Annotated in this window: 11 protein-coding genes; 5 read left to right on the top strand and 6 right to left on the bottom strand. The window is 53.5% G+C overall.

Annotated features, from left to right (window positions below; all coding sequences use genetic code 11):
- Positions 1 to 121: 121 nt before the first annotated feature.
- On the bottom strand, positions 122 to 1,672 hold the full coding sequence (locus ABLV08_RS17490) for a peptide MFS transporter (protein WP_047077628.1): 1,551 nt from the start codon (positions 1,670 to 1,672) through the stop codon (positions 122 to 124).
- 548 nt (positions 1,673 to 2,220) lie between these two features.
- Between ABLV08_RS17490 and speFL the strand changes: the two genes are divergently transcribed.
- From speFL to potE, 3 genes are all read left to right on the top strand, one after another.
- Entirely contained in the window at positions 2,221 to 2,325 is a 105-nt protein-coding gene (gene speFL, locus ABLV08_RS17485; protein ID WP_006819052.1) for a leader peptide SpeFL, read from the top strand.
- 263 nt (positions 2,326 to 2,588) lie between these two features.
- Positions 2,589 to 4,787, top strand: coding sequence for an ornithine decarboxylase SpeF (gene speF / locus ABLV08_RS17480; protein WP_015369855.1), 2,199 nt, complete (start codon positions 2,589 to 2,591; stop codon positions 4,785 to 4,787).
- Positions 4,784 to 6,100 (top strand): putrescine-ornithine antiporter, encoded by a 1,317-nt coding sequence (gene potE, locus ABLV08_RS17475; RefSeq protein WP_015369854.1) that lies wholly within the window; start codon positions 4,784 to 4,786, stop codon positions 6,098 to 6,100. Before speF ends, potE begins: the two co-directional genes overlap by 4 nt.
- Positions 6,101 to 6,148: 48 nt before the next feature.
- Here potE and rcnR read toward each other — a convergent pair whose 3' ends face one another.
- The gene (gene rcnR / locus ABLV08_RS17470; RefSeq protein ID WP_015369853.1) at positions 6,149 to 6,421 is read right to left on the bottom strand and encodes a Ni(II)/Co(II)-binding transcriptional repressor RcnR; all 273 of its coding nucleotides are present in this window, start codon (positions 6,419 to 6,421) and stop codon (positions 6,149 to 6,151) included.
- Between the two features lie 118 nt (positions 6,422 to 6,539).
- On the opposite strand from rcnR, the gene ABLV08_RS17465 reads away from it, so the two are divergent.
- Both ABLV08_RS17465 and ABLV08_RS17460 read left to right on the top strand, forming a co-directional pair.
- Positions 6,540 to 7,646, top strand: coding sequence for a nickel/cobalt efflux protein RcnA (locus tag ABLV08_RS17465; RefSeq protein WP_015703366.1), 1,107 nt, complete (start codon positions 6,540 to 6,542; stop codon positions 7,644 to 7,646).
- Positions 7,647 to 7,762: 116 nt separating this feature from the next.
- On the top strand, positions 7,763 to 8,419 hold the full coding sequence (locus ABLV08_RS17460; protein WP_020078001.1) for an epoxyqueuosine reductase QueH: 657 nt from the start codon (positions 7,763 to 7,765) through the stop codon (positions 8,417 to 8,419).
- 70 nt (positions 8,420 to 8,489) lie between these two features.
- Here the strand turns inward: ABLV08_RS17460 and ABLV08_RS17455 are convergent, their stop codons facing one another.
- The 4 genes from ABLV08_RS17455 to ABLV08_RS17440 all read right to left on the bottom strand — a co-directional run bounded on the left by ABLV08_RS17455 (position 8,490) and on the right by ABLV08_RS17440 (position 12,536).
- Positions 8,490 to 8,915, bottom strand: coding sequence for a hypothetical protein (locus tag ABLV08_RS17455; RefSeq protein WP_045363552.1), 426 nt, complete (start codon positions 8,913 to 8,915; stop codon positions 8,490 to 8,492).
- Positions 8,893 to 9,282, bottom strand: a complete 390-nt coding sequence (locus tag ABLV08_RS17450; protein WP_072001140.1) for a polymorphic toxin type 44 domain-containing protein — start codon at positions 9,280 to 9,282, stop codon at positions 8,893 to 8,895. The genes ABLV08_RS17455 and ABLV08_RS17450 overlap by 23 nt, the downstream gene beginning before the upstream one ends.
- A gap of 604 nt (positions 9,283 to 9,886) precedes the next feature.
- Positions 9,887 to 11,152, bottom strand: a complete 1,266-nt coding sequence (locus ABLV08_RS17445; RefSeq protein ID WP_348856081.1) for a histidine-type phosphatase — start codon at positions 11,150 to 11,152, stop codon at positions 9,887 to 9,889.
- 25 nt (positions 11,153 to 11,177) lie between these two features.
- On the bottom strand, positions 11,178 to 12,536 hold the full coding sequence (locus tag ABLV08_RS17440) for an MFS transporter (protein WP_015703372.1): 1,359 nt from the start codon (positions 12,534 to 12,536) through the stop codon (positions 11,178 to 11,180).
- Between the last annotated feature and the right edge of the window lies 1 nt (position 12,537).

Here is a 12,537-nt window from a genome sequence, read left to right as displayed (position 1 = left end):
AGCGCGAGCAGGGAAATCCCCGGATAGCGGCTTACGCCTTATCCGGGCTACCGTTTCCATACTCTGCTTACTATAAAAAAGCCGGCGCTCAGCGCCGGCTTTTCACTGACCGCTTGCGCAATCAGGCATTGGTCGCCGGTTTTTGCTCGACGGATTTACTGTTCTCCAGCATACGGCGCACCGGCACAATCAGCACACACAACACCGCAGCGCAGATCAGCAGCGCCGTCGAGCAGCGGGCGAATAGATCCGGCAGCATATCCAGCTGGTCGGCCTTCACGTGGCCGCCAATCAGCCCCGCCGCCAGGTTACCCAGCGCGCTGGCGCAGAACCACAGCCCCATCATCTGGCCGCGCATTCTTTCCGGCGCCAGTAGGGTCATAGTTGCCAGGCCTATCGGGCTCAGACACAGTTCGCCCAGCGTCAGCATCAGAATGCTGCCCACCAGCCACAGCGGCGATACGCCGGCGCCGCCGTTGCTCAGCACGTTCTGCGCCGCCAGCATCATCAGGCCGAAGCCCGCCGCCGCGCACAGAATCCCGATAACAAACTTGGTGATGCTGCTCGGGCGCACGTTTTTGCGCGCCATTGCCGGCCATGCCCAGCTAAATACCGGCGCCAGCAGGATGATAAACAGGGCGTTAATCGACTGGAACCACACCGCCGGGATTTCGAAATCGCCAATCATGCGGTTGGTGTAGTCGTTCGCAAACAGGTTAAACGAAGTCGGTTTCTGTTCGAAGGCTGACCAGAAGAAGGCGGCGGAAACCAGCAGAATAAAGCAGACCAGCAGACGCGCGCGCTCTTTACGGTTAAGTCCCGCAAAAACGAACAGGTAGATGAAATAGAGCACCACCGACGCGGCAATCACATACACCAGCATGCTGGCGACCGCCACCGGGTTAATGACTATCACCCCCTGAGTAATCAGCGTAATCACCACCGCCACGCCGACCGCCAGCGCCAGCAGCCAGGCGCCAACGCCGTTTTTCTTCGCGACGGGACTATTCCAGGTAGAGTCGAGACCCACTTCGCTGTCGTAGCGTTTCATTGCCGGGACCGCGAAAAGGCGGAAAATCACCAGCGCCACCAGCATACCGATACCACCGATGCCGAAGCCCCAGTGCCAGCCGTGGGATTTAATCAGCCAGCCGGAAATCAGCGGCGCGATAAACGACCCCATATTGATACCCATATAGAACAGCGAGAAACCGCCATCGCGACGGCTATCGCCTTTCTTATACAGCGTACCGACCATCACCGAGATGCAGGTTTTAAACAGGCCGGAACCGAGCACGATAAACATCAGCCCGATAAAGAACAGGTTGTTGCCCATAAACGCTGACAGCGCAATCGACAGATGGCCCAGCGCGATCAGAATCGAGCCATACCATACCGCTTTCTGCTGGCCAAGCCAGTTGTCCGCCAACCAGCCGCCCGGCAGCGCCGCCAGGTACATGGCGCCCGCGAAGATGCCGACGATGGCCGACGCGTTCTCACGGGCTAAGCCCATACCGCCGTCATAGACGGTGGCCGCCATGAACAGGATTAATAACGGGCGAATGCCATAAAACGAGAATCGCTCCCACATTTCGGTGAAGAACAGCGATCCCAGAGGGTAAGGGTGACCAAAGAAGGTCCGGCTTTCATTTTTGTTAACAGAGGAATGCATAACTTCTCCCAATAAGGCGATCTTAGCGCTTTGTCATGCCGAAAAGCGTATTGACCATTTTTTCTACCTGCCTATCATTCACACAGGCGTTAATTTTATTTAACCATTTGATAACCAGACGGTGGTTTTGTCTAGCCCCTGAGCGATATCTTTTAGATGAAAACTCGACCAGGCTCTCTTTTCCCAGATTTTATGTTGGCAATAAAGGGATAATGATTGACAGCGTTCTTTCGTACTACAGGAACCTCTTAATCCTTAATAAACATAATGTTAAGAGGATAGAAGTCAGAAAGTCCCGAGTATACGACATATTTCCGTCATATGGCTGAAATAACGCAATGATTAACCGGCCATTATTGATTTTAACCACATTGCAACACAATATATTTACATATAAACAACAAACCAGTGAATAATGTTGGATAAGATCAAAATACCAGCTATTGATATCATAATGAGAGGCTATTAGTGATCGGCGTCACAGATTAAGTCTAAGCCGGATATAGAATATGCCATACCTTCAGTCAATCATTTGAAAGGTGTATATCATGGAAAACAATAACAGGATGATGCCACACATAAGGCGGACAACGCATATTATGATGTTTGCTCACCGTAACAGCTTCGATTTTCATTTCTTTAATGCCCGGTAGTCTTCCGACTACGGGCGCTTCAGCATACAGGTCTTCCTGCATCTTTTGTTGTTAATACAGGCATTCGCCTGTAGCTAACCGCGCTCGCCCTAATAAATCCTGCTATTTACCAGCCACCGGACTGGTAGGGTTTATTGCATCTCAAAAGGTACTCTACTGATATTTATTATATCAGCGGCAGACTATTACCTTTTGTCCGGCGTAATCAATTTCTCATTCGAGAAATTGAGGGCCTGCTATTATCTGAAAATAAAGAGATAACAATGACTGATTTAAAAATTGCCGTTAGCCGTACATGTCCAAACTGTTTTTCTACCCAGCGTAATATTGTCAATACTAGCGAAACCAACTTTATTGATGTGGCCGCGGTAGTATTAACCCTGGAAGATATCGAATGCGGTAAACTCGATGAGTTAAAGGCCACCGGCTATAACATCCCGGTATTTATCGCTATTAATAAAGAAGAGGTTGTCCCGGCCGAGTATATGGCTTCGGTGCAGGGGGTATTTGAACACGACGAAACCCGCAACGACTTTTACGGCCGCCAGCTGGAAGCCGCTGCGCATAAATATGAAACCGAGCTGCGTCCGCCATTCTTTAGCGCGCTGGTCGATTACGTCAAACAGGGCAACAGCGCCTTTGACTGCCCGGGGCATCAGGGGGGTGAATTCTTCCGCCGTCATCCGGCCGGTAATCAGTTCGTCGAGTATTTCGGCGAGACGCTGTTCCGCTCCGACCTGTGCAACGCCGACGTCGCCATGGGTGACCTGCTGATCCACGAAGGGGCGCCATGCATTGCCCAACAGCATGCGGCAAAAGTCTTTAACGCCGATAAAACCTACTTCGTGCTCAACGGTACCTCCTCTTCTAACAAAGTGGTGCTCAACGCGCTGCTGACCCCGGGCGACCTGGTACTGTTCGACCGTAACAACCATAAATCCAATCACCACGGCGCGCTGCTGCAGGCCGGGGCGACACCGGTCTATCTGGAAACCGCACGTAACCCGTATGGTTTTATCGGCGGTATCGACGCCCACTGTTTCGAGGAGCGCTATCTGCGCGAGCTGGTCGGAGAAGTGGCGCCGAATCGGAAACAGGATGCCCGCCCGTTCCGCCTGGCGGTGATCCAGTTAGGTACCTACGACGGCACCATTTATAACGCTCGTCAGGTGGTCGATAAAATTGGTCATCTGTGCGATTACATCCTGTTTGACTCCGCGTGGGTCGGCTATGAACAGTTCATTCCGATGATGGCTGATTGTTCGCCGCTGCTGCTGGAGCTGAACGAAAACGATCCGGGCATTCTGGTAACCCAGTCGGTGCACAAACAGCAGGCCGGTTTCTCCCAGACCTCGCAAATCCATAAAAAAGACAGCCATATCAAAGGCCAGCAGCGCTATGTTCCGCATAAACGTCTGAATAACGCCTTTATGATGCACGCCTCCACCAGCCCGTTCTATCCGCTGTTTGCCGCGCTGGATATCAACGCCAAAATGCATGAAGGCGAGAGCGGCCGCAACATGTGGATGGACTGCGTTATGAACGGCATCAAGGCGCGTAAGCTGATCCTTGAAAGCTGTAAGCACATCCGTCCATTTGTGCCAAAAATGGTCGATGGTAAACCGTGGCAGTCATATGAAACCGCGCAAATCGCCGTTGACCTGCGCTTCTTCGAGTTTGGCCCAGGCGAACGCTGGCACGCCTTTGACGGTTATGCCGAGCATCAGTACTTTGTCGATCCGTGCAAACTTCTGCTGACCACCCCGGGGATCAATACCGCCAGCGGCGAATATGACGCCTTCGGCGTACCGGCCACCATTCTCGCCAACTTCCTGCGTGAAAACGGCGTGGTACCGGAAAAATGCGACCTTAACTCCATTCTGTTCCTGCTGACCCCGGCGGAAGATATGGCCAAACTGCAGCAGCTGGTCGCCCTGCTGGCGCGCTTCGATAAGCTGCTCGACGCCGATGCGCCGCTGCAGGAGGTTCTGCCATCTATCTACAGCCAGCACAAAGAGCGTTATGCCGGTTATACCCTGCGCCAGCTGTGTCAGGAAATGCATGATCTGTATGCCCGTCACAACGTCAAACAGCTGCAAAAAGAGATGTTCCGTAAAGATCACTTCCCACGGGTGGTGATGAACCCGCAAGAGGCTAACTACGCCTATCTGCGCGGCCAGGTCGATCTGGTGCCGCTGCCGCAAGCCGAAGGCCGCGTGGCCGCTGAAGGCGCCCTGCCTTACCCGCCGGGAGTGCTGTGTGTAGTTCCGGGCGAAGTCTGGGGCGGCGCGGTGCTGCAGTACTTCACCGCACTGGAAGAAGGGATCAACCTGCTGCCGGGCTTCGCGCCGGAACTGCAGGGGGTTTATATCCAGGAGCACGATGGCCGTAAACAGGTCTGGTGCTATGTCATCGCGGAAAGCGAGAAACAAAGCGCGCTGCTGAAAGGGGAAACTGTATGAGCAAATCCAGTAACAAGATGGGAGTGGTACAGCTCACCATCTTAACCATGGTCAACATGATGGGCTCCGGCATCATCATGCTGCCCACCAAGCTGGCGGAGGTGGGGACTATCTCCATCATCTCCTGGCTGGTGACGGCGGTAGGATCGATGGCGCTGGCGTGGGCCTTCGCCAAATGCGGGATGTTTAGCCGTAAATCAGGCGGGATGGGCGGTTACGCCGAGTACGCGTTCGGCAAGTCTGGCAACTTTATGGCCAACTATACCTACGGCGTCTCGCTGCTGATCGCCAACGTCGCTATCGCTATCTCCGCGGTGGGTTATGGCACCGAGCTGTTCGGCGCCACCCTGTCGCCGGTGCAGATTGGCCTGGCGACTATCGGGGTGCTGTGGATCTGTACCGTAGCCAACTTCGGCGGCGCGCGCATTACCGGCCAGATCAGTAGCATCACCGTATGGGGGGTAATCATTCCGGTTGTCGGCCTGTGCGTCATCGGCTGGTTCTGGTTTAGCCCGACGATGTACGTCGAGTCCTGGAACCCGCACCACGTACCGTTCTTCGGCGCCGTTGGTTCGTCAATCGCCATGACGCTGTGGGCCTTCCTCGGTCTGGAATCCGCTTGCGCCAACACCGATGTGGTCGAAAACCCGGAACGTAACGTGCCGATCGCCGTACTCGGCGGTACCCTCGGCGCGGCGGTTATCTATATCGTTTCGACCAACGTCATCGCCGGGATCGTGCCGAACATGGACCTGGCTAACTCCACGGCGCCGTTTGGCCTGGCGTTTGCCCAGATGTTCACGCCTGGCGTAGGTAAAGTGATTATGGGGCTGATGGTGATGTCCTGCTGCGGTTCGCTGCTCGGCTGGCAGTTCACCATCGCGCAGGTCTTTAAATCATCGTCTGACGAAGGTTACTTCCCGAAAATCTTCTCCCGCGTCTCGGCTTCCGGCGCGCCGATTCAGGGGATGCTGACCATCGTTATCCTGCAAACCGGCTTGTCGCTCATGACCATTAGCCCGTCGTTGAGCAACCAGTTCAACGTGCTGGTTAACCTGGCGGTGGTGACTAACATCATCCCGTACATTCTGTCGATGGCGGCGCTGGCGATTATCCAGAAAATGGCCAATGTGGAACCGGGCAAAGCGCGATCCACCAACGTGATTGCCTTTATCGGCGCGGTGTACAGCTTCTATGCGCTGTACTCCTCCGGCGAAGAGGCGATGCTCTACGGCGCGATCGTGACCTTTATGGGCTGGACGCTGTACGGCCTGGTATCACCGCGTTTTGAGATGAAAAACAAACACAGCTAATGCTGAAGCCGGCGGCGCGTCTGTCGCCGCCGGCGCTATCCGTGGCCGCTATTTGATATAGGAATCCAGCACCTTCAGCACCACGTCCAAATCCTCTTCACGTTTCACTTCATCGCCTTCATGAACGATATGTTCCGTCAGATGGCCCTTGATCACTTCACGCATTAGTCCGTTTACCGCTCCGCGAATAGCGGCAATTTGCTGCAGCACGGCGGCGCATTCGTGCGGCTCATCCAGCATCTTTTTCAGCGCGCTCACCTGCCCCTCAATCTTGCTGGCTCTGGCCTGCAGCTTCTTTTTATCCCGAATCGTATGCGACACGTTAACCTCACTGGCGAACTCAATGCCTCAATTATAGGTTTGTAATCTACTGGGGGGTAGTATCTTATACTGGGGGGGAGTAGAATCCCGTTCACCAACGACAACCAACTCTCTTCTTATGAACGAATTCTTACCTTTACTTCAGCAGGGCAATGCCTGGTTTTTCATTCCCAGCGCCATTCTGTTAGGCGCGCTACATGGCCTGGAACCGGGCCATTCAAAGACCATGATGGCGGCGTTCATCATCGCCATTAAAGGCACGGTACGTCAGGCGGTGATGCTGGGCCTCGCCGCGACCCTTTCGCATACCGCCATCGTCTGGCTGATCGCCTTTGGCGGCATGTATTTTAGCCAGAAATTTACCGCCGAAGCGGCTGAACCCTGGCTACAGCTGGTTTCCGCGTTCATCATTCTCGGTACCGCAATATGGATGTTCTGGCGCACCTGGCGCGGTGAACGTAACTGGCTGCAGGCCATGCAGGATCGGGATGCGCATCATCATGATGATGAAACGCAAATCGTCGACACCGGCCACGGTCAAATCGCCCTTTCCATCTTCGAAGAAGGAGAACCGCCGCGCTGGCGCATTCGCACGCTAAGTGGCAACCAATGGGCCGCTGGCGATGTCTCACTGGCGACACGGCGCAGCGGGAGCAGCTTCGCGCAGATGTTCTCTTTTGTTGATAAAGGCGATTATTTAGAATCCGCGCAGACCATCCCGGAACCGCATGATTTTAACGTACGCCTGACGCTCGGCCACCAGCGCCATACCCACGATTATGATCTGGCGTTTCATGAACATCATCATCATGAACTGGATGGTCTTGAGGAAGGAAGTCAGGCCTATCAGGACGCCCACGAGCGGGCCCATGCAAACGATATTCAACGTCGTTTCGACGGCCGGGAGGTCACCAACTGGCAGATCTTACTGTTCGGCCTGACCGGTGGATTGATCCCCTGCCCGGCGGCGATCACCGTACTGCTTATCTGCATCCAGCTCAAAGCCCTGACCTTAGGTGCGACGCTGGTCCTCTCTTTCAGCATCGGCCTGGCGCTGACGCTGGTCACCGTCGGCGTTGGCGCGGCGGTAAGCGTTCGCCAGGTGGCCAAACGCTGGAGTGGTTTTAATACTCTCGCCCGTCGGGCCCCCTACTTTTCCAGCGTGCTAATCGGCGCGGTGGGGATCTATATGGCGATCCACGGCTATCTCGGCGTGAGAGGTTAATTTGAGATGAATTCAGCGCCGCGTGAGGATGCGCGGCCTGACATTTCTGGGGAAGGTTAGCAGCCCTTCAACATGCTACAGTTGGCGCTGGATGTATTTACTTCAGGAATGACTTGATGTCCGAGTTCCAGCGCCCACAGCTGACGTTGCCCAACGGAGCCGATAAACTGCTGCTCCACTCCTGCTGCGCTCCCTGCTCCGGGGAAGTGATGGAGGCGATTCAGGCCTCCGGTATCGACTACACCATTTTCTTCTATAACCCCAACATTCACCCGCAGAAAGAGTATGAAATCCGCAAGGAAGAGAATATTCGTTTTGCGCACAAACACGGTGTGCCGTTTATCGATGCCGATTATGACACCGATAACTGGTTCGCGCGGGCAAGGGGGATGGAATGGGAACCCGAGCGCGGCGTGCGCTGCACGATGTGCTTTGATATGCGCTTCGAACGCACCGCGCTCTATGCCTACGAGCACGGCTTTAGCGTTATCAGCAGTTCGCTGGGAATTTCACGCTGGAAGAACATGCAGCAAATCAACGACTGCGGCGAGCGCGCCGCCGGGCATTATCCAGGCATGGTCTACTGGGATTATAACTGGCGTAAACAGGGCGGATCCTCGCGGATGATCGATATCAGCAAGCGCGAGCGCTTTTACCAGCAGGAGTACTGCGGCTGCGTCTACTCGCTGCGCGATAGCAATCTGCACCGTAAATCCCAGGGCCGACCGCTAATTAAGATCGGCAAGCTCTATTATGGCGATGAAGGTGAATAGCTGAAGAAAAGGGAATGATGTGGATAAATAACGGGCCAGGAGGGCTCCTTTTAATGAGATCATTGTCTCCCTAATTTCGGGCCTGAAAACTCACCTGCGGCCTGAATGTTTCTCCCTTATATTCATAAACAATCGAATTACTGAATGAAAAAACGCGTCCACTATAGCTGATATTTATTACCTCTCCCTCTACGCTGACGTTTGCGCCACTACCAGCAGCAATAAGGAACGGAATCTGTTTCGCCAGCTCGGCCGCAGCATCACCTTCAATCTTACCGGTAAGGTAGTAACGATAAGAATCGGCTACTGTTGCCCCACCACCGCTAAAACCAGTGACATAAAGCCAGGTATGGCTATCCAATTGTTGTGATGTAATGACTTTATCCTCAGAACGCTGTTCACTTCCGGGAGTTGATGTCATGAAACCGATAACCATCATCAGGAGTATGGTCGTGAGCAGACCATGTAACCATTTAATAGCCGTTCTCAATCGCATATTTAATGCCCTCTCTTATCCAGTATTGATCAGTAGGATCATCACCATAAGGTGCATCTTTATACCATATTCCCCATTCAGGTCTGGAAGTTCCTGCGCGCTTTTGTGCCCATCCTGCACCAACCAAGAGGATTCCGGAAAGGATACCAGCTGCATACCCTGCTGCACCAAAGTTAAAATTGCCAAATTCTGCCCAATATGGGTCAAACTGTTTATAATCCCAAGGCCCTTTATTTCTAACTTTTTGATAGAACCAGTAATAAGTTTTAGGAAGTGCCAGTCCTCTTGACTGCCCATAATTCCGTGCATCCTTCATATTATTTCTCACAACTCCAATTCCTGGCCCAGCCACAGGTATTGATGCCATGTAGGGGGTTCCTTATTTCAATTCGCTAAAGAGATACGCACTTCATGTTCTCAATGAAGAAGATATCAAGCGAAGCCGTTATAAATTAATGATATGATTTAATAGATACTATAACAAAGAATAAATAAAACCCTTAGCATCAATGCTTATATTAGTAATATAAATCAAACCACTACATTGTTCATTTACTGAATCAACTAACATCTGTGTTGTGAGTGTTTATAGTAGCGTTATTTTCTCCTTATCATCAAAGGATTGAGTTTTAAAATGGTAACCAACACGTAGGTGATGAACAATCCCTTCCCTCTAAATATTTTCCTAAAAAATCCAAAAACAACTTAATAAACACGTTACATAAAGACTTAAAATATTCAGAATCACCTGAATTTAAATTTTATCAGGTGAGGTGAGTAGGTGCCTGACTAATACTTATTGGCGGAAAACACGACGTAGCAAGTAGAATGTGACTGTTTTATTAACTATTTACAATCAATAGTATTAAAATATCATTCGAGTTTATTGTAATTACTCGAATCACTAACACTTTTAAGCAATACGCCATAATCCGTCCTATTTCCGCTAAGGATTATGGCGTTTGCGCTGATTAAAGAACCATATTCACCGGCGGTATCGTGCTTTTATCGATCTGTTTACTTAAGGCCTCCAGCGCGGACTGATACGGGCATAACGTGCCCACGCTGGTCTGCTGGCAATCAGGCTGACGCCACTCCTGTTGCAACATCGGGTGCTGTTGATCCGGCATCTGCAGGCGTCGCAGGTCGTCCAGGCTTTGCGCCTGGAAATAGACGCGCAGATAACGTTCGCCATTTTTGCTGTTGCGCCAGCGCTCTATCACCAGACTGCTGCCCGGCGGAATATTGCCCCGGCTGTAACCGGGCAGTTGCCAACTAAAATTCATCAGCGTGCGCACCATCGCGATATTGGTGTCATGAGCCACCAGCAGCAGCCAGCGTACGTGCGGCGTGGCGTCCGCTTTCACTCCGTCCAGCATCGCGTTGAGCAGCACCGAGCCGCGCTTTTGCGCGGTGTACAGCACGTCATTACTGAGATCGTAGTTTGCCGTTAACAGCGGCAGAATGGCTGTGATCTGGCTGGCGTGGGTAATCTTCCCCCACGCCAATTGGCTTAAGGGCAGGTTTTCACTCCAGCCCAGACGCAGCGTTTCAACCATATTGGCCATCACGCTCAGCCCGCTAATGGTGGTTTTACCGCTTTGGTTTTGCTCCACCTGCCAGGGCTTATCAAAAATGGGGCACGGTTTATCCTGTTGGCAAACCGCGGCTTTTAATAACTGGATCGTCGGCGCCAGCGCCTGCCGACGCTTCGCCAGATCGCCGGCTTTCGCCTTCACTTCCGCCAGCTGGCGGGCGGGATCGGTTTGCGTAGCCGTAAATTTATCGGTCTGGAACAGTGGATCGGCATCGCCGCTGACATAATGAATCGCCACGCCGCAGCCGGGGAATGCCCCATCTACCAACGCCTGTGCGGTTGCCCGGGTACGCTGTAGCGGGCTGGCGCGAACATAAATATCTTCCGCGCTGGGACATTGCCCCTGCAGCAGGCCAAGCTGGCGATAATGCTGCCCTTCCGCGCGCCCTTTATTGGCGACCGCCGCATAGCCATGTCCGGTCAGCTCCCCATCGTGGGTGGTCCATTCGGTCCATGGACGCTGGGTCGCGGCTTCAATAGCTTCACGATTGCCGGGCGTTGGCGGACGAATGCCGTGGCGGCTTAACTCCACCACTTTTTCCAGTTGCCAGTTCGCCGCGACGGCGGATTGCATCGCCAGCAGCGGCAGCGCACAGGCGATAAACAGGCGTAAAAGGCCCTGATGTCTTGCAGGCATCATAAAATCTTCCTTATCGATTAATCAGTTATGAGGAGAATGAAGTCTGCCGTTCGACGGCATGGCGTCGGGCGACGATGGCGGCGGTGGTAAAACAGAGTAACGCGGAACCCAATCCGGTGCCTATCCAGAACAACGCCAGCGTGCTGAAATCATAAAGCGTTTTCCCGTTTTCGAGGATCGCGGTTTTATCGATAATGATCCCGGTCAGAAATTCGCCCAACCCCGCCCCGGCATAGCTGGCAATACCAATGGTTCCCAGCGCTGCCCCCGCCGCTTTGCGTGAAGAGATATCGACGGCGATCAACCCTCCGAGGAAACAGGTTAACGCGCCGATGGTCGCGCCGAAGACGATCATCGCCAGGATGTCGGTGTAGTAATTATGCGGCGACCAGAGCATTAAGGCGAAACCCGCGGTGTTCAGCAAGCTGATAAATCCGGCCATGACGCTGCGATTGCGCGGGAAAAAGCGGTCAGAGAGCATGCCGGCGATGATGGTCCCGGCGATACCGGCAATCGCGTTAACGCCGATGATGCCTGAAGCCTCAAGGGTGGAATAGGCTTTATCCTGCTCCAGAAAGAAGATCCCCCACGAGTTCACCGCATAACGGTCGATATACATAAATGCCGATGCCAGCGCCAGCGTCCACAGCGCCGGGTTACGCAACGCCAGCAGTTGGTTTTTGAACACCGATCCCCGCGCTTCAGTCTCTTCCTGCGGTTCATCACGAATCACGTTAATGGAGGGAAAGCCGCTGCTCTGTGGCGAATCGCGCATAAACAGCAGCAACAGCACCACGCCAGCGGCGCCGAGCGCAGCCGTGGAGAGGTAGCCCATTTGCCAGCCAAAACCCGCGATCACCGCGGCGATCACCATGTAGGTCATGGCCTCGCCGATGTTATGCGCCGTCGACCAGATGGCGTAAAACGTTCCCCGCTCTTTAAAGCCGTACCAGCGCGCCAGCGAAACCGCACAAGGACCGACGCCCATCGACTGCGCCCAGCCGTTAATCCCCCAAAAGATAGCCAGCAGCATGGCATTGGTGGTCATGCCCATCAGCAGGTTCATCCCGGCGCTGAGCAATAGCCCAAGGCTCATGTAACGCACCACGTTGGCATGATCGGCGATAAAACCGTTAACCAGTTTGCCGATGGCGTAGCTAAAGAATAGCGTCGAGCCAATCATTCCCAACTCCGTTGGGGTAATGCCTAATTCCACCAACGCGCTTTTCGCCACGGTGAACGATAAGCGGCAGACGTAGAACGTCACGTAGGCCAGGGTCATAGCAATAAACGTTTGCCAACGTACCCGGCGAAAACGTTTTTCATCAAACGCGGCGCCCGCTTGCGGCGGCGACGCCCGGAAAAAATGAATAATTCCAGACATA

Source organism: Klebsiella sp. CN_Kp088, from assembly GCF_040064335.1.
In the GTDB taxonomy this organism is placed as follows: domain Bacteria; phylum Pseudomonadota; class Gammaproteobacteria; order Enterobacterales; family Enterobacteriaceae; genus Klebsiella; species Klebsiella aerogenes.
The sequence above is the reverse complement of the archived record's forward strand: the minus strand, read 5'-3'. Positions and strand labels throughout refer to the sequence as shown.